This is a genomic window from Pseudoalteromonas sp. APC 3250 (genome assembly GCF_030407915.1).
Lineage (GTDB): Bacteria > Pseudomonadota > Gammaproteobacteria > Enterobacterales > Alteromonadaceae > Pseudoalteromonas > Pseudoalteromonas tetraodonis.
This window is the reverse complement of record NZ_JASDCM010000013.1, coordinates 78,428-95,455: the sequence shown is the minus strand read 5'-3', so window position 1 is coordinate 95,455 and position 17,028 is coordinate 78,428. Positions and strand designations below refer to the sequence as shown.

Sequence of the window (17,028 nt, the reverse complement as noted above, 5' to 3'; positions counted from 1 at the left end):
TTACTGATAGTTTTTTTCTGCTTTAGTGACTTTATATAGGTAGCGTCTTGATTCCGCTCGAGAGTGCTTAGTGGTGAGAATGTTATAAAACTGGCTTGAAGTAAGCTGATTTATTTGTGAAAACGCCACACTTCTATTTTTATTAAATATACGCAATACATTACCCGCCCCACCGTTATAAGACGAGATCATGGCAAAGTGCTTACTTTTATCAGTATTAATTTTATGTAAGTAATTATTTTTTAAAATACTTAGATACGCGCTGCCAATATCAATATTATGTTTTGGATTAAACAACACTGCTTTGGTTGGCTGCCCGGGTACTTTTTTAATTTTTTGATACACATCCCGCCCGGCAGTTGCGGGGATCACTTGCATTAATCCATATGCGTTTGATGAGCTCACCGCATGTGGATTAAAGCTACTTTCGGTTTCAATAATGGCATAAATAAGTGCTGCCGATATTTGATATTTATTTGCAGCCGCCAGCACATAATCACTGTACTTTTGCTTTCTCAAATGAGCATTTTGCTCGACTAAATCAAAACTAACTGACGAAATAACATGTCCATACTGACGCCTTTTTTGTAAGTTATTATTTACTAAATAACGCGCAAACCGATTCGCCCGCCAAGAGTATTTTATTGGTAACTTATCTTGGTCGAGTACTTGTTGATATAAAAACGGTTCGCCTTCTAATATGGGGGCTTCGCTGGTAAAAATATCGGTTTTATCGGGGTCGCTGGAGGTCAGTAGGGTCATAACAATGGCCTGCTGTAACAAGCTTATTGTATTTTTTAACGCGATGGTTTCTACTTTTACAGTGCCTTGCTCAAAATCAATAATGGCACGAGCTTGGTAATCATTACTGTATTTGACGTATTTTTTTGCACTAGGCTGTTGCGTATTTTGCTTACCCCACTTGCGCCCAACAACGCTTTCTAATGCGGCTAAAAGCTGCTTTACGTTACCAACCTGCGCTTTAATAGAGCGCTGTGTTTTTTGAGCTTGCTTGTGAATTGCAACCACATTGGTCGGGTCGTTTTTTACTTGCTTTACCAGTTTATTTAAATCAACAACGGGCGGTAAACCCGACAGTGACTTACAGCCACTTAGGCCAACTAGCAAAAGTATAAACGCATACTTTTTCACACAATATCCAAACAAATGCTTAGCAACTATAATACATGATAACCAAACCAGTCCGGTTTAATTGGTTGTGCTTGGCCGCTTGGGGTTAGCTTAATATTAAGCTGACTATCGAGTAAATCAATCGCAAAGCAGTCATCAACATCATATAAATCATCTTTATGAAGATGACTCAGCCCTGCTAATAAGTCATTTTTAGCGCGTTGTTTTGCTTCTTCACTACTACTGGCAACATACAAAGCAAAGTCGTGTTGCTCTGCCATTGAGTCGCTTCTGTAAGCACCTAAGTTAACAAAATAAAGTTGCTTATTTTGCTCTACATAACTATCAACCACCTCGATTTTATAACCATCAATATGATTAACCGCCATGTAGCTATCCATGTGTACACTGTTTTTATCACCCACCCATTGGCTTTTTAGTTTGGTATAGGTTTGCTCAATATTTTGGCCTACCACAAAACGTACGTCGTGCATTTCTATGTGACAACCTTGAATGCGTCCACCTAAATACACCATGAATAACTGCATGCTCACTTCCTTTTAAAAACCAAATTAAATTAAACTATCTACGTCAATCTCATGCTTTTTAATCAACTTATAAAAATCAGAACGATTACGCTTGGCAAGTTTGGCGCCTTCTGCCACATTGCCCCCTGCCATTTTCAGGGTATTAATTACATAGTCTCGTTCAAATTCTTTTTTAGCTTCATTAAGTGATAATGGCTCAACGTTACTTTCATTACTGTTTAGCGCACTAAGCACTAAATGTTCAGATATAACCTCACTAGGAGTCAACGCAACCACCTGCTCCACTACATTTTGTAATTGACGTATATTACCTGGCCAATCATACCTTACTAGGGCATGCATGGCATCGTTTGCAAAGCGCTTTTCTTTTTGCTCCATACGCTTTGCGATGTTGGCACTAAAAAAGTTGGCTAATAAGCTAATATCTTCACGGCGTTCACACAGCGGGGGCAACTTTAAGTTTACGACGTTTAACCGGTAGTATAAATCTTCTCTAAACTGTTGATTACTAATCGCTTCAGGCAGGTTTTTGTGGGTTGCAGAAACAATTCGCACATTAATAGGAATTTCTTCTTGAAAGCCCACTGGGCGAATGGTTTTTTCTTGTAGCACACGCAACAACTTAACTTGTAAATTAAGCGGCATATCACCAATTTCGTCTAAAAATAAGGTACCGCCTTGCGCTTGCTGAAATAGGCCTTGATGATCTTTTACAGCTCCTGTAAATGCCCCTTTTTTGTGACCAAATAGCTCTGATTCTAATAGCTCACCAGGCACGGCCCCACAGTTTATTGCCACAAATGGACCATCACTAACATGGCTATGCTGATGAATCGCCTGCGCAAGCAACTCTTTACCGGTACCGCTGGCACCAGAAATAAGCACGTTAACTTGTGTAGGCCCTAATAGTTTCACCTGCTCCAGCAAATGCAGCATAGCGCCACTGCGGGTGACAATATTACTTTGCGGGGCGACTTCATCATTATTAACCCCATGTATCTCAATGGCTTTAGCTAGGCTGTCAAACAGCTCATCTTTATCAACGGGTTTTGTGATAAAGGCAAAAATACCTTGCTTGGTGGCCTCTACCGCTTCAGGGATAGATCCATGAGCCGTCATCATAATAACAGGCAACGCAGGGTAGCGGTTTTGCAACTGTCGGTGAAGCGCCATGCCGTCCATTTCATCCATTCTTAAATCGGTGATCACCGCATCAAACACTTGGTTTTTAAGTAGTTGTAATGCGTTCATACCACTATCACAGATCGTTACTTCATAACCCTTTGATTGAATTCGAATCGCCAGCAATTGCAGCAAGCTGGCATCATCATCAACGAGTAACACTTTAGCACTTGATGGAAGTGTGACTGACATAGTTACTGCTCCTTGGTTTCTTCACGTAATAAAAGTTGCTGTTCAATTGCGGCTAATGACGACAAGGTTTTTTGCATTTTGACGTTCAATGCTTGCTGTTGTTTTTTTGCATCTATTTGCATTAATACCTGCTGTTTTTGCAGCCATAAATAGTGCTTTATATCATCGGGCCAATAGTATGCCTGATCCAGCTTAAGTAATTGACTCATCACAGTATTGGGGTCACTACTAAGCTTTAAACATGCTTTACTAAAAAACGCTTTCAGTGCTTGCTCCCCTAAGTAGGCTTCATTGCTAGGCGCTAATTTAAAACCACCGCACTGATTGGCATGCCAAGCAATAACTAGCGCTGCAGAGGGATATATTGGCTCTGATTTTGGCCGAGGTTTGGGATTTGGCTGATTCGTTTTGCTATCTGGCTGAGAGGGTACATTTAATGCTGATTCACCCTGTGTTTGAGTGTTTGTTATTTCACACCCAGATAAAAAAACAAGACTGCTGGTTAGCCATACAATAGCCATTAAACGCGCAGACATATTATTTAACTCCTTTATTTTTATAGGGAATGACAATGTTAAATCGACAGCCTTGCGGCTCATTATGCTCAATTTTTAGTTGTCCATGTAACTGTTCAACTGACTCTTTGACTATAGTAAGGCCTAAACCACTGCCTTGTAAGCTAATCTCTTTGGTATGTTTACCTTGATAAAACGCCCCAAAAACATGTTCTCTTTCATGCTCTTTAATGCCACAGCCCTCATCTGCTACCTGTATATTTAGGCCGTTACTTTCTAGACTCAAGCTAATAGTAACGACTTGGCTTGGCTGAGAAAACTTTAAGCCATTGGAAATTAACTGAATTAAAATCATTTCAATTAACTCCCGTGGCAAACTAAGAGAAATATTAGGTAAACTATTGTGCCAAATAAGCGATTGTTCTCGCGCATTTAAGCGGTGCTCAAAGTGGTTATTTACCTTTTTTATTAGCTGATTAAATTCCACTTCACTGACGTTGTCTTTACTGGTGCGAATGGCGTTATAACTCAATAAACTGTCTATCATAGTACGTAGCCTCACCATCGATTGACTGATCAGCCCAAGTACCGCTTTTTGCTCGTTATTGATGGGGCCAACGATTTCATCGGCTAGTAATTCAGTGCCCTCAACCATAGAAGCCAAAGGGGTTTTTAATTCGTGAGTAACGTGGCGTAAAAATGTATCTTTTTGTTGTTCTAACATATGCAGCTGCGCTTGCACCCACTGCAACTTATTACCTAACTCTATGAGTTCAGCTGATCCCTGCACCGATATTTTTTGCTGCCAATCTCCTTGGCCTAATTTATCAATCACTGAGGTTAAGCTTTTTAAGCGCCCGCTTATGCGCCACAAAAAACCGCCGCCAACAAGCAGCGTTAAAGGCGTAAGTGCAATCAACCAGTTTATAAAGGAAGCTTGTAAATTTGTGAGCTTAATTTGGTTTTGAGTGATTTTGGCTTCATTTTCCTCACGCAACCACAATGTTAGCTCCGCTAATATTTCGCTGATTGGCACAAATAACTCAGCTTGTTGACGCGCTTCAACCACAAGTTGAGTATGCGCCGTTTGCAAAGTATCCGTTAGCCGTTGCCATTGGTGTGTATTTGCTTGGTTATTTGAAAGCTGTTTTAGCTCATTGATGTTTTGCAATGATGATTGCCATTTATCTACGATTAGCTTATCGAGTGAGTCGCTCTTTAATACCCAGTTTTGCCTAGTTGCTCTTTCTAAACTATTAAGCTCTTGCTTAAGCAGATTAAACGACTTAGTTACTTGGTAATTATTACTCACAATTTGCTGAGTGACCGCTAATTGCTTATTTAATACATTTAAAAACACAATAACCACTATAGATAAGGGCAACAGCGACAACAGCATGCTCATTACAAATTGGCCAATTAAATTGGGGCGCCAATTTATCAATGCTTTATATTTTTCAGCCATGATTGCAGGCATACACTAATCCTTTACTACTTTTAAGCGCTCTATTATTAAGCGCTCAACTTATACACTCGCTGAACCAAATACATTTTTGAGAGCAAAATCGTTGCAATGTCGCACAATTGCGACAAGTTAAACACTTGATTTAAAAATAGTAAAAAATTCTAACTAAGAAAATGTTGCATAAAACACACAACCGTCGGTAAATATTACTCATTAAAAACAAGTTAAAAAATTAAACCATTGATTTTTAATAAAAATTAAAGATGGCACTATAATTGTAATACGCTTATAAATATTAATTTTTAAAGGCCAAGGAATGACTAAAGGTTATTTAAAATCTACTGCCTTAATAGCGTTATGTTTCACAAGTAGCCATTTATTTGCGCTTGATGTGAACACAGCATTTTACAGCCTGGATAAAGACAGTAATGGCACATTAAGTGAAGCTGAAGCAGGTGAAGATGCTTTATTACATGAGAACTTTGCACAGATAGACACCGATGAAAACGGGCTCATATCTCTAAACGAATTTAAACTGTTTATAAAATAAAGGAGTACATTCATGAAACAACTAATTGGTGCTTTTTCGCTCCTATTTTTAGCTATTAGTGCCACCGCACTGGCATCGCCATTAAATGTACGTTTTATGCATTTAGATAAAAATATGGATGACCAAATATCGCTTGTTGAGGCAAAGCAAGATAAACAATTACTTAAGCAGTTTGCCGATTTAGACAAAGATAATAACGAGATGATTTCTAAAAAAGAATTCCAAAACTTTAAACCTTAAGTTTAGATTCAAGTTTAATCTATTAGTATAGATTTAAAAGCACTTGCCATAATCCCTGAGGGAGTGTGTAAACGGATTTAATGTTGGGATTTAAATTATGGCAAGTGCTTTATTTCATTACTGCCAGCAATTAAAATATGCCTTGGAACGCCAACCATGAAAATACAGCTTCTCCTTATTGGTGCTTTACTATTTGTTAGCCATAGTGCATTTGCACTTGATGTAAAGCAACGCTTTGAACATCTAGACACCAACAACGACGGGTATTTAACCCATAGCGAGCTTGCTGCTCAGCCTCAGCTATTAAACTCATTTTCAAATTGGGATGAAAATCAAGACAACAGAATTTCTTTAACTGAGTTTAAAAACTATCTAACCACCAATTTGTACTGAGTATTTAGATGAAACCTATCCGCCATATTATTTTACTAACGCTTACTGTTGTTAGCTGCATGAGCTTTGCGACAAATAGCTATATTGCCTCAGAATTTGAAAAACTTGACCGTAATCAAGATGGCTTTTTAACTCGTTCGGAAACTGCCAGTGATCCTGCTTTATGGTCACGCTTTGGCAGTTACGACCGTGATAAAGACGCACAATTGTCATTAAGCGAATATAGTTTGTACGCCAGTAAATAAATAGCTCCCTCAAATAAAGCCTAGTTAATTAGGCTTTATTTGAGAAGATTAAACAAATTCTTTCCTGTTAACACGCAACCTATCCTACCCTGAATTTGCTTGCTCTAGCTAAAAGCTGGGCTTATTCGACTATTAATAAATTATGCTATTGGTATTCTAAATTTGAGTTTGCTACTGTGATAGTACAAATAATAACAACATACCTCTTATGCGACTCAATAAATTAATTAAACCGGTATTACTAGCAAGCCTCTGCGCCTTATCTAGTGTGGCAATTGCACAAACGAAAGTAATATATAATGCCAATGGCTACACCCCTTTATACAAAGGAAAAATGCGCCACGGCGAAGTAAATACATTTACAACCTTAGTCATAAAAGATGGCAAAGTTGTAAAAACAGGTCCTGACAGCTTAAAAAATAGCTTCCCGGGCGCAACCCTAATTGACGCCAATGGAAAAACCTTATTACCAGGGCTCATTGATGCCCACGGACACGTAATTGGCCTGGGTGAAAACTTGTCACAGCTGGATGTGCGCGGCGCAAAATCGGTAGATGAAATAACCGCTAAGCTCAACGAATTTGCCAAAGGCAAAGAAGGTTGGATTATTGGTCGGGGCTGGAACCAAGAGCTATGGTCCGACACGCGTTTCCCTACCGCTGCTGATTTAGACAAAGTCGTCAGCGACCGTCCTGTTATTTTATCGCGAGTAGATAGCCATGCTATTTGGGTTAATTCAAAAGCACTAGAACTTGCCAATATTAATGCTGACACACCAGCCCCAGCAGGTGGAGAAATTATAAAAGACGAGTTTGGCAAACCAACCGGTATTTTTATAGATAAAGCAGAAACCTTGGTTACTCAACATATGCCTGCAACATCTGCGCAATCGGTTAGCAATGCATTAGATGCCGCAGGTAAACATTTATTAAGCTTAGGCATTACCTCAACCCACGATGCAGGTATTGATAAAACCACGTGGCAAGTTTATAAACAGCGCGCTGAGTTAGGTACATTACCGCTTAGAATTGTAGCGATGTTAAGTGCAGCAAGCCCAGATTTAAACATGATGCTTAAAGCGGGTCGGTATCAAGATGCTCAAGATTTTTTATCTATTCGCAGTGTAAAAATTTACGCTGACGGTGCCTTAGGGTCACGCGGTGCCGCGCTTATTGAAGAATACGCAGACAGAGCAAACCACTTTGGCCTAATGCTTGAAACCCAACAAAAGCTAGAACAATTATTTACACTCACTTTTAAAAGCGGGTTTAGTGCAAATACCCACGCCATTGGCGATAGAGCAAATAAAATTGTGCTCGATGCCTATCAAAATGTATTTAAGCAAACCGGTGGTATACTACTGCGTAATCGCATGGAGCATGCACAAATCGTCTCGCCGGAGGATATACCGCGCTTTAAAACCCTGAAAATAATTCCATCAATGCAACCTGTGCATGCTACATCTGACATGCATATGGCAGAGCAGCGTTTAACCGATAAACAACTCCAAGGCGCATACGCTTGGCAAACATTCTTAGAGCAGGGGTCGACTATTGCAGCGGGTTCTGATTACCCTGTCGAGCTGGCGAACCCGTTTGATGGCTTATATTCTGCCATTACACGTATGGATCATAATCAATTGCCTGAAAATGGTTGGCGCGCCAGTGAAGTGTTAAGCAGAGAAGATGCATTACGTGCGTTTACCCTTGGCGGCGCGTATGCAGCGCATCAAGAGTTTAAGCTAGGGAGTTTAGAACAAGGTAAATGGGCTGACTTTATACTGGTTGATCAAGACTACTTTAAAGTCCCCATTGAGCAGCTATACAAAACTCAGGTGCTGCAAACGTGGATTGCGGGTACGTTACGCTACGAAAAAGATGCCGCAAAAGCTGAGTAATTAAAAACAAAAAGGGTTAACTTGCGTTAACCCTTTTTTGTATCAACTTTTGACTGACGATATAGCTTAATAATGTGATAAATATTGACCAAAGCCAACAAGCCGTTGGTAAAAGCCACCGGCACTGAGCCTATAGCCGCACCGTAAAAAGTAAACGCAATACAGCCCAATAAATTAAACCAACGTAGTTTGGTTACATCAGTCATGGTTAATGATATGACTAATAAGACGGATGCTAAATAACCTAAATATTCCCAACTCAATTGTTCTCTCCTAGGCTTTAGGTTAGTATTACGCGTTAAATTTTAGTACATTATTAAGCTACGCTACGCAGTAGTTAAAATAAAAAAGCTAACTTACCAATAAAACCTTAAAATATACTGGTTAATACCACAATTTTTAATCATTACACGGAAGAATGAAGGTCATTTAACGCTATTAATTATCTTAACGGCGTGGGCAAGTTAGCATAAATTCTTAATCTTAATGCTATCGTCATTAAGGTGTAATAAATAGGACAATTGTCCGAAGAGCATGATCGATGTTTCAATACCATTTTTCCAGTTACCTTGTTGATCAACTGCTGACGTTTGCCGGCAGTAGTTTTCAGCAATCAAAAAAAGAAATATTAATACAGCAAGACCAGCCGTTAACTAAGTTGGTATTAGTGCGAAGTGGAACTGTATCGTTTAGTTACGATGTAGGTAATGGCAGGCGCCTGCTACTTGGCCAACTCGACTGTAACAATACCCTAATTGGCGAAATTGAAGCACTTAATAATAACCCCTGCATTTACACGGTAACCTGCTTTAGTGATGTCACGTATAACTTGATTGAATTAAAACATTGGCGCGCATTATTGCTCGATAAACCCGAGCTAAGCTTATATACGGCGCAAACGATTGCGGCTAAGTTTCAAGAAAATCAAAAAATTAATTTAGATAAGCTGTTACTGCCGTTGAGCTACAATATTGCCAAAGACTGCTTATTACGTGCAGAGAATAACAATCCCACTTTATTACGTGCTTACCCTACGGTAAATGCAGAAGCTGAGCGCTTTGCAACCACTGAGCGTGCATACAGGCGTGTAGTGAGTGAGTTAGTAGAGAAAAACTTAGTGCAAAGAAGCACACAAGGACTACAAGCTGTCGATATTCCTAAATTAAGTGACTATGTAGATAGCTTTGCACAGCTTTAAAGACAATAAAAAAGGCCATTAAGGCCTTTTTATTGAGCAAAATCACGTTTACTTTTCAAGTAAAATATCGTGGATTTTAGCTAAATCAGATTTACCTTCAATAATTTCATCCGGCGTTAAACCTGATAATTCATGCGGGAATACTAACCATTCTTCAGATTCATGAATGTAGTAATCAGGCACTGTATCAACTTTTGAATTTTTTGGCTTGTAGTATGGGCAGGCAATACGAATATCACGTGGTAAGTTTAAACGCATTAGCTCAGAGAGCTTCTCTTTTAACGCTACAATACTACGACCTGAGTCAAAAACATCGTCAACAATCAGTAAAGAGTCACCTGCATTTGCGTTTTCAACTATGTAGTGTAAACCATGTACTTTGATTTCTTTTGATTGCTTACCAATACCGTAATAAGACGAGGTACGAACCGCAATATGATCCGTTTCTATGCCTTTGTAATCATAATATTCCTGAACCGCAATCCCAATTGGAGCACCACCGCGCCATATACCAATAATAAAATCTGGACGAAAGCCATCTTTATACACTTGTGCCGCTACGCGGAATGAATCTTCAAGTAATTGTTGAGCCGTGATATAGCACTTTTCTGACATAGTAAGGATCCCAGTGGTATGTATAATATTTGAGCGAGGTTTAAATAAAAATAGATGCCCAAACACGTAATGGCGAAGGATTTTACCGTAAATAAAACAAAATTGCTTGTTTGGCGGATAAAAAAATAGGCACCCTAAGGTACCTATTTTTTAACTAATGCGTAATCTCAGTAGATTATGCCTTTTCAAGTAGTGTACGTGCTACGGTGCGCATACCTTGTGTAGTTGCACCTGAAGCCCATTGAGTTGTGCTACCACCCATATTAAATGCAGCGGCTAAATCGATGTGTACCCAGCCTTTGCCATCGTTTGGCACAAAGCGAGATAAGAAACCAGCGGCGTTAGATGCACCACCGAAACCACCGCCTTTTTGGGCGCGGCTATTTGCTGTATCCGCATACGGCGATGGGCAGTTTTGTTGATGCCACTTTTCAAGTGGTAATGGCCATGCGGCTTCCATTTCTTGTGACGCAAAGTCTTCCACTTCACGCACTAGCTCTTTATCAAGGGCAAACAATGCGTTGTACTCTTGACCAACTGCAACAAGGGCGGCACCAGTAAGGGTTGCCGCATCAATAATAAGTGGAGCGCCTGTCTCGCCTGCGGCCATTAAGCCATCAGCCAATACTAAACGCCCTTCAGCATCGGTATTTACAATTTCAACGGTTATGCCATTTTTGTAAGTAAGAATGTCACCTAGTTTGTATGCATTACCCGAAATTAAGTTCTCTGCACAACATAAAAACAACTTAATACGCTTTTCTACGCCACGGCTAATTGCCAGTGCCAAACCTGCGGTTACCGTTGCTGCACCACCCATGTCGCACTTCATACCCAACATACCTTCGCTTGGTTTAATTGAGTAACCACCTGAGTCAAACGTAATACCTTTACCAACAAGTGCTGCGCTTACCGGTGCGTTCTCATCGCCAGTTGGGTTGTAATCAAGCTCAAGTAATACTGGCGGACGCTCACTACCACGACCAACGGCATGAATACCAATCCACTGCTGTTCTAATAGCGCATCGCCTTTTATGATTTGATAGCTAACATGCTCTGGTGCAAGTGATTGAATAAATTCAGCGGCTTTTTCAGCTAAGCTTTCTGGGTAAATGTCATCGGCGGTACCATTGATCATTTCGCGCGCCCACGTTGCCGATGCTTTTAAATCAGCGAGTTCTTTAAGATCAGATTGTGCGTTATCAACAAACTCAACACCGTTTAGTACTTTTGGTGATACAAAGCCTTGGTAAAAAGCCCATTGGCTCTCTGTGCACCATACATCACCTTCAAGAACAACATTTTTAATGCCTTGATTTGCAATTGTACGACCCGCTTTTTGCACATTTTTTAATGTTTCTTGCTCAGATAAATGAACCGTTGCGCCGTGTTCGTTAAAAGATAATGACGCACTTTCGCCCCAATGCCCTGGTGCCAACTGCTCGCTTAATTGAACAACAAATTTTTCACTCATGTTAGAATATCCTTGCACTTAAATGTGCGGTTGAGTTTACTATAGAGCGCTTAAGTTCCCAACTGCTTGAGGTGAATAACCTCAACCGGCCTGTAAACCTCAATTTTACTTACCCTAAACTCGGGTTAATAAGTTTGCTAACATATTGAGCTATAAAAATATTTAAGTTTATTATCTCTAGAAAAAATGAACTCAACGCAGTTAGCGCTAAAACAACTACTTGAAATAAACTTATTATCCAGTGCTCAGGTTACATAAGGAAGTCATAAATGAAGTACACCCCGCCATTACAATCTGCCACTTTATTAAAGCGTTACAAACGCTTTTTAGCTGATTTAGAGCTCAGTGATGGCACTACTTTTACCGCTCACTGTGCTAATACGGGTAAGATGACGGGCTGTGCCGATGTCGGTTTTACTGCCTTTTATTCCACCAGCAGTAATACCAAGCGAAAGTACCCGCAGTCATTAGAGCTGACGCAAAATAATGTATCACAGCTTATTTGTGTAAATACCGCTATCGCCAATAAAGTGGTCGAAGAAGCACTTAATAATGAGGTTATTGATGAGCTTACAGGCTATCAACACATACAAAGTGAAGTGAAGTATGGCAGTGAAAACAGCCGCATCGACTTTTTACTTACCCACAGCAGCAAAGCCAATTGCTATGTTGAAGTTAAATCAGTCACGCTGCTGAGCGAAGATCGTCCACAAAGTGGTCAAGGCTACTTCCCTGACGCCCAAACTGTTCGTGGGCAAAAGCATATTCGTGAATTAATCGACATGGTAAAACAAGGGCATCGAGCGGTATTACTATTTGCAGTGCTGCACCAAGGCATCACACAAGTCAGTGCTGCGGTGCATATTGACCCAACCTATGCAGAATTGCTTAGCGAGGCCATTGAGCAAGGCGTAGAAGTATTAGCTTATAAAGCACACATTTCAGCGAGTGAAGTTACTTTAATTGAAAAAGTGCCGTTTATTGACTAGGTAAATAGAGCGCCAGCATTCGTACTGGCGCTCAAAGTGTGCTTACTCTTTACTCATTGATAAATCCATTTCATTAATTAAATTTAGATTAATATCTGCATCTTTAAATAAGATGGGTCTTAATACTGGCGTATTTGAGTAAAAACGCGATTGATCATCAAAATGTTCTGAGCTTGAATCTGAACTCTGCGACATAGTCAGTAATCCTTTTGCCACAGGACCATCATCGGTAAAGTTCATCACAAACATCCAGCTCGATCCGTAATTAACAGGGTAACCACTGGCTGTTAAATTTGACGCTAACGGTTTACCTGTTATCGCATCATCCAATGTTTGATGATCGATATATGGGATCACCGTAGAAAATGAACGACTGCTACTGCGATCAAAACGATACACATTAAAGCCTCCTTCCACACTCATTGGCCCACTCCAAGGAAGTTTCTCGCCTGAAGCAATGCCGCCTGCTAGCGTTTTTTCAACAAATTGCAGCTCACCTAAAGTACTGTTTAATGCCACGCCATTGCTTTGTAAATTAAGCACTGCATGCGCTAAAGCCGTTAACGCAGAGCCATCGGCAAGTAAGGTATTTGGCGTATTTGCAGGGTTGGTCACATCAAAATTATCATATAAGTATTCATCACCATTAAATAAGTGAGCAAACTCTCTGATTAACGCAGCGCCTTGTGTATCAAGGTTCATAGCGCCATTCCAGCCCTCTAACACGGCGCAGGCAGCTGTTAGGTCAATACTTGTTCCATTAGTTAGGGTAACCGGTGTTGCGCCACGCGCTTTACACTGGGCAACTAAATCATCAAATACTAATTCACCTAAATAGATACGATTGCCTACTAGCGCATTTTCAAGTTCAGCCAAATCAAACTTACTGTCTTCACCGCCTCCCTCTTTTATGAGCTTCAAACCCATACGGGTACGCAATGATAATGGCTGATGAACATCGCCATATTGCGCAGCAAAGCCCACAAGAGGTTGTTCAAGATTAGTAACCCAATAGCTGTCATTTGAGTTTTGTACGTAGTCAGTGCGACTTAGTTGGGGAGCTTGTTCAAAAGGCACAACGCCTTGCGGCTCAAATAACTTTAAGTTACCAGGTACTAAATCAAAGCCCGTCGACTCTCTAAGTGCAACCAATTCAGGTTGCAAACGAATTGCCATATTTGCGGTATCACCCAGTTTCAAAACGGTGCTGTCATCAACAAAAAAGACATTACCTTCTTTATCGCTGGCCATGGTGTTATTAAATGAAACGCCATCGTATTTAGCAAACGAGGCCTTCATCTCTTCTAAGCTGGTTGCTTGATTAATAGCTGACCACTGAGCAACCACATCCATATTAAACTCATTGGCATCTTTGATGGTAAATGCTTGGCTGTCGTTCCACCCTAAACCATTTGCGGCAGGTGTTTCAATCATTAAACCATGGTGGCTATAGTAAAACGGTTTGCTAAGTGTAATTGTGGTCCCTGGTGCCACAGTTACCTCAACGTTAATTGTTTTTGAAGTAATTTCATAATTATCACCTTCAACGCTGTAACCCATGCGATCATTTTCATTTAGTGCTAGCTGATAAATTAAAAAATGACGTGCTGTAGAAAAAGTATGGGTCCAAGCTATGTGCTCATTAAAACCAATATTGATCACTCCTGGCATCCCTTGCAAACTGCCCCCCATTACATTCATAGCGTTGGGAATGGTTAGGTGTGATTGCCAAAAGCGTAAATTGCCCTCGTGAGGAAAATGAGGATTTGCTAATAGACCACCTTTACCATTGGCCATCATATCTTTACCAAGCCCCCAACCATTTGACCCTAAGTGATCAAATTTTTTCTCTAGCTTAAATTGCTTTGCTCGCTGATTAATATTGCCTACCATTGAAGACACAGCACTTGGCTGCTCTGACGTAGGCATTGGCAGATACTCATTCGCATCACCCGGGTTTGCTAAAAAAGCGAGCTCTAAAAAGTTAGCCGAGCTGGCTAGCTGCACTGTAGCCATAGAGTACGCCAACATATCTTGTGCTGTTAAACTGGTAACCCAAGGTGCAGAGGCACACTCCGGCGCTAAATTATCAACCCCCGTATCAGTAACGTATTTATTAAAGCCTTGCACAAACCCTTCAAAGTGCGCTCGGCTGTTCTCTTCTAATTGATCATAATTGGCTTGAGCATATTCATTCACACCCAAGGCTTTATAACCAAAGTCAGAAATTAAATGCGTTGAGTCGCCACTGCCTGGTACTTTATCTGGACCATAGTATTTCGAGCGTTCACCGCGCACTTTAATAATTTGATCCATCAATAGACACGCATGATCTTTAGCATAAGCATAACCACTACCAAACGCTAAGCTCTCTAAGTTATCAGCAGTGATATGCGGCACACCGAAGGTAGTCCAACGGATATTCGCATCAAGTTTATTATCGTCATCAAATGCAATTATTGGCGCGTTCGTCTCTGGAACGGGATCAGGCACCACGACAATTGGTGGTGCAACGTTATTGTCATTGTCTTCGCTACAACCAATTAAAAGTAGGCTACTGGCGATACAAAGTGAGAGTAAATGGGGCTTCATTGTGGTGTTCCTTGTCATTATTATTGTTTAACTTTACAACCATGCCGTAAATACTTATTAAAATCTTGACCTCAAACGCACAAAATTGACTTTGCGCGCCAGTTAGGGCAGCTTAAACTTTAACCGTCTAGAAAAGGATATTTTATGTATTTTGTAAGTAGCCAAATTATTCGTTCTTTAACTAGTTACTTAGCTTCTCAAGGTCTGAATAAAGAACACTTACTTAATAATATTACTCAAGGAGGGCAGCAACTTAATAACAGTCGCTATAAATACCCGCTTGCTGATTACGAACAGCTCATGGCCATTGGCGCAAAACACTTAAATAGGAACACAGTAGGATTAGAGTTTGGTCAAGCGCTTAATGCGCAAAACTGGGGATTACTTGGGCATATTGCTTTAGTGAGTGACTCTTTATTAAGCGCATTACAACATGCTTTAAAGCTGCATACCTTAGTTAGAAACATTGGCACTATTAGCCTACATCATCACCCACAACACAGCAGCCTAGAATGGCACCCCAAAACACCAGTCACACACTTCATAGCAGATGAGCTTTTTAGTAGCTGGCTTGCTTTTGCTCAACAATGTTGTGAATGGCAAGCCCCGTTGATGCTCAGCCAAATAAAATTAATGCGCCCACAACCGCCCATCAATGAAGTTAAACGGTATCAAAGTGTATTTAACTGTCCTATTGAGTTTAATAGCACAACAAATAGCATGATCTTTGATAGCCAATTACTACACTGCCCACTAAAAGGCGCTAATAACGAGCTAGAAACTTTATTAGCCGCACAGGCTATTAACTACAACCACGAAGCTCAGTATATTAGTCAGCTCAAAGCGCTAATAACACAACACCTGCCAGAGCGTTTAAGTGTTCAGCAAGCTGCTCAGGCATTAGCGCTATCAACTCGCAGCCTACAGCGTTACTTAAAACAACAACATACCAGCTACAGCAAAATTATTGACGAAATATGCAAACAACAAGCCCTTATATTACTAAAACAAGGACTCAGTTCGTTAAACATTGCCACTGCGCTGGGCTTTTCTGAACAAAGCGCTTTTCAGCGTGCTTTTAAACGCTGGTATTGTATTACGCCTAAAAAATACTTAACCGAAAAGTAAAAGATAAGTTGTTTTTATTATTTTTGCCCACATAACAACGCCAGTTTATAAACCGATACTGTAATAAAAAAGTATAAACGCTGCTTTTGCTACTTTTATATGGGTAAACATGGTTGAAGCTAATTCGATTATTTAAAAATAAATTTGCCTAGGGTATGAGTTTCTGTTATTTATACCGCCGGCTAATGCTGAGGCATTAAATTAAGGATTTAGGAGAGAGTTATGCCAGACCAAAAAAGACATGGTTTATTGGCTCAAGCCGGTTTAGAACCATACCAAGAAAAACCGGGTGAAGAGTACATGAATGAAGCACAACGTGCTCATTTTAAAACAATTTTAGAAACTTGGCGTAATGATTTACGGAACGAAGTTGATCGTACTAAGTCACATATGCAAGACGAAGCAGCTAACTTTCCTGATCCCGTTGACCGCGCAGCACAAGAAGAAGAGTTCTCATTAGAGCTTCGTACTCGTGACCGCGAACGCAAATTAATTAAGAAAATTGAAAAAACAATCAACTTAATTAAAGAAGACGAGTTTGGTTTTTGTGAGTCTTGTGGCATTGAAATTGGCATTCGTCGTTTAGAAGCACGTCCTACTGCTGATTTATGCGTAGACTGTAAAACACTTGCCGAAATTAAAGAAAAACAAGCTGGACGCGGCTAATTAAGTTA

The 17,028-nt window shown here is 40.2% G+C and carries 18 protein-coding genes; 9 read left to right on the top strand and 9 right to left on the bottom strand.

Annotated features, from left to right (window positions below; all coding sequences use genetic code 11):
- Genes QL986_RS13620 through QL986_RS13600 form a run of 5 tightly spaced genes read right to left on the bottom strand, consistent with a single transcriptional unit; the run spans nt 1 to nt 5,045 of the window.
- Nucleotides 1-1,152, bottom strand: a complete 1,152-nt coding sequence (locus QL986_RS13620) for a murein transglycosylase domain-containing protein (RefSeq protein ID WP_138764527.1) — start codon at nt 1,150-1,152, stop codon at nt 1-3.
- Between the two features lie 26 nt (nt 1,153-1,178).
- Nucleotides 1,179-1,679, bottom strand: coding sequence for a DUF1543 domain-containing protein (locus QL986_RS13615; RefSeq protein WP_024602371.1), 501 nt, complete (start codon nt 1,677-1,679; stop codon nt 1,179-1,181).
- 24 nt (nt 1,680-1,703) lie between these two features.
- Entirely contained in the window at nt 1,704-3,053 is a 1,350-nt protein-coding gene (locus QL986_RS13610; RefSeq protein WP_128583343.1) for a sigma 54-interacting transcriptional regulator, read from the bottom strand.
- Nucleotides 3,054-3,055: 2 nt separating this feature from the next.
- Nucleotides 3,056-3,589, bottom strand: coding sequence for a hypothetical protein (locus tag QL986_RS13605; RefSeq protein ID WP_128583342.1), 534 nt, complete (start codon nt 3,587-3,589; stop codon nt 3,056-3,058).
- A 1-nt stretch (nt 3,590) separates the two neighbouring features.
- The gene (locus QL986_RS13600; RefSeq protein WP_290191646.1) at nt 3,591-5,045 is read right to left on the bottom strand and encodes a HAMP domain-containing sensor histidine kinase; all 1,455 of its coding nucleotides are present in this window, start codon (nt 5,043-5,045) and stop codon (nt 3,591-3,593) included.
- Between the two features lie 304 nt (nt 5,046-5,349).
- Here QL986_RS13600 and QL986_RS13595 point away from each other — a divergent pair, with 304 nt between their 5' ends.
- The 5 genes from QL986_RS13595 to QL986_RS13575 all read left to right on the top strand — a co-directional run bounded on the left by QL986_RS13595 (nt 5,350) and on the right by QL986_RS13575 (nt 8,358).
- Nucleotides 5,350-5,583, top strand: coding sequence for an EF-hand domain-containing protein (locus tag QL986_RS13595; protein WP_290191645.1), 234 nt, complete (start codon nt 5,350-5,352; stop codon nt 5,581-5,583).
- Nucleotides 5,584-5,595: 12 nt separating this feature from the next.
- On the top strand, nt 5,596-5,823 hold the full coding sequence (locus QL986_RS13590; RefSeq protein ID WP_024602367.1) for a hypothetical protein: 228 nt from the start codon (nt 5,596-5,598) through the stop codon (nt 5,821-5,823).
- Between the two features lie 156 nt (nt 5,824-5,979).
- Entirely contained in the window at nt 5,980-6,216 is a 237-nt protein-coding gene (locus QL986_RS13585; protein WP_036956583.1) for an EF-hand domain-containing protein, read from the top strand.
- Nucleotides 6,217-6,224: 8 nt separating this feature from the next.
- A complete protein-coding gene (locus QL986_RS13580; protein WP_016900453.1) occupies nt 6,225-6,461 on the top strand; it encodes a calcium-binding protein in 237 nt (78 codons plus the stop codon).
- Between the two features lie 208 nt (nt 6,462-6,669).
- Nucleotides 6,670-8,358 carry an amidohydrolase gene (locus tag QL986_RS13575; RefSeq protein ID WP_128583340.1) on the top strand — a complete coding sequence of 563 codons (1,689 nt, stop codon included), beginning with the start codon at nt 6,670-6,672 and terminating at the stop codon, nt 8,356-8,358.
- Between the two features lie 26 nt (nt 8,359-8,384).
- On the opposite strand, the gene QL986_RS13570 is transcribed toward QL986_RS13575, so the two are convergent.
- Nucleotides 8,385-8,621 carry a YgjV family protein gene (locus QL986_RS13570; protein ID WP_024602364.1) on the bottom strand — a complete coding sequence of 79 codons (237 nt, stop codon included), beginning with the start codon at nt 8,619-8,621 and terminating at the stop codon, nt 8,385-8,387.
- A 278-nt stretch (nt 8,622-8,899) separates the two neighbouring features.
- On the opposite strand from QL986_RS13570, the gene QL986_RS13565 reads away from it, so the two are divergent.
- A complete protein-coding gene (locus QL986_RS13565) occupies nt 8,900-9,556 on the top strand; it encodes a cyclic nucleotide-binding domain-containing protein (protein WP_013465733.1) in 657 nt (218 codons plus the stop codon).
- Nucleotides 9,557-9,604: 48 nt separating this feature from the next.
- Here the strand turns inward: QL986_RS13565 and QL986_RS13560 are convergent, their stop codons facing one another.
- Both QL986_RS13560 and pepB read right to left on the bottom strand, forming a co-directional pair.
- A complete protein-coding gene (locus QL986_RS13560; protein ID WP_008111161.1) occupies nt 9,605-10,171 on the bottom strand; it encodes a phosphoribosyltransferase family protein in 567 nt (188 codons plus the stop codon).
- Between the two features lie 175 nt (nt 10,172-10,346).
- On the bottom strand, nt 10,347-11,645 hold the full coding sequence (gene pepB / locus QL986_RS13555) for an aminopeptidase PepB (RefSeq protein ID WP_290191644.1): 1,299 nt from the start codon (nt 11,643-11,645) through the stop codon (nt 10,347-10,349).
- A 269-nt stretch (nt 11,646-11,914) separates the two neighbouring features.
- Here pepB and sfsA point away from each other — a divergent pair, with 269 nt between their 5' ends.
- Nucleotides 11,915-12,634, top strand: a complete 720-nt coding sequence (gene sfsA, locus QL986_RS13550; protein ID WP_013465735.1) for a DNA/RNA nuclease SfsA — start codon at nt 11,915-11,917, stop codon at nt 12,632-12,634.
- Nucleotides 12,635-12,676: 42 nt separating this feature from the next.
- Here the strand turns inward: sfsA and QL986_RS13545 are convergent, their stop codons facing one another.
- Nucleotides 12,677-15,226, bottom strand: a complete 2,550-nt coding sequence (locus QL986_RS13545) for a penicillin acylase family protein (RefSeq protein WP_290191643.1) — start codon at nt 15,224-15,226, stop codon at nt 12,677-12,679.
- Nucleotides 15,227-15,370: 144 nt separating this feature from the next.
- Between QL986_RS13545 and QL986_RS13540 the strand changes: the two genes are divergently transcribed.
- On the top strand, nt 15,371-16,354 hold the full coding sequence (locus QL986_RS13540; RefSeq protein ID WP_290191642.1) for an AraC family transcriptional regulator: 984 nt from the start codon (nt 15,371-15,373) through the stop codon (nt 16,352-16,354).
- Nucleotides 16,355-16,576: 222 nt separating this feature from the next.
- Nucleotides 16,577-17,020, top strand: coding sequence for an RNA polymerase-binding protein DksA (gene dksA / locus QL986_RS13535; protein ID WP_013465738.1), 444 nt, complete (start codon nt 16,577-16,579; stop codon nt 17,018-17,020).
- Nucleotides 17,021-17,028: the final 8 nt, after the last annotated feature.

Bases quoted from the DNA above. Each gene is read 5' to 3' on its own strand.
- QL986_RS13585 (WP_036956583.1), top strand. From the start codon at position 5,980: ATGAAAATACAGCTTCTCCTTATTGGTGCTTTACTATTTGTTAGCCAT.
- QL986_RS13610 (WP_128583343.1), bottom strand. From the start codon at position 3,053: ATGTCAGTCACACTTCCATCAAGTGCTAAAGTGTTACTCGTTGATGAT.
- QL986_RS13545 (WP_290191643.1), bottom strand. From the start codon at position 15,226: ATGAAGCCCCATTTACTCTCACTTTGTATCGCCAGTAGCCTACTTTTA.
- QL986_RS13600 (WP_290191646.1), bottom strand. From the start codon at position 5,045: ATGCCTGCAATCATGGCTGAAAAATATAAAGCATTGATAAATTGGCGC.
- QL986_RS13615 (WP_024602371.1), bottom strand. From the start codon at position 1,679: ATGCAGTTATTCATGGTGTATTTAGGTGGACGCATTCAAGGTTGTCAC.
- QL986_RS13590 (WP_024602367.1), top strand. From the start codon at position 5,596: ATGAAACAACTAATTGGTGCTTTTTCGCTCCTATTTTTAGCTATTAGT.
- QL986_RS13560 (WP_008111161.1), bottom strand. From the start codon at position 10,171: ATGTCAGAAAAGTGCTATATCACGGCTCAACAATTACTTGAAGATTCA.
- dksA (WP_013465738.1), top strand. From the start codon at position 16,577: ATGCCAGACCAAAAAAGACATGGTTTATTGGCTCAAGCCGGTTTAGAA.
- sfsA (WP_013465735.1), top strand. From the start codon at position 11,915: ATGAAGTACACCCCGCCATTACAATCTGCCACTTTATTAAAGCGTTAC.
- pepB (WP_290191644.1), bottom strand. From the start codon at position 11,645: ATGAGTGAAAAATTTGTTGTTCAATTAAGCGAGCAGTTGGCACCAGGG.
- QL986_RS13565 (WP_013465733.1), top strand. From the start codon at position 8,900: ATGTTTCAATACCATTTTTCCAGTTACCTTGTTGATCAACTGCTGACG.
- QL986_RS13540 (WP_290191642.1), top strand. From the start codon at position 15,371: ATGTATTTTGTAAGTAGCCAAATTATTCGTTCTTTAACTAGTTACTTA.
- QL986_RS13595 (WP_290191645.1), top strand. From the start codon at position 5,350: ATGACTAAAGGTTATTTAAAATCTACTGCCTTAATAGCGTTATGTTTC.
- QL986_RS13575 (WP_128583340.1), top strand. From the start codon at position 6,670: ATGCGACTCAATAAATTAATTAAACCGGTATTACTAGCAAGCCTCTGC.
- QL986_RS13580 (WP_016900453.1), top strand. From the start codon at position 6,225: ATGAAACCTATCCGCCATATTATTTTACTAACGCTTACTGTTGTTAGC.
- QL986_RS13605 (WP_128583342.1), bottom strand. From the start codon at position 3,589: ATGTCTGCGCGTTTAATGGCTATTGTATGGCTAACCAGCAGTCTTGTT.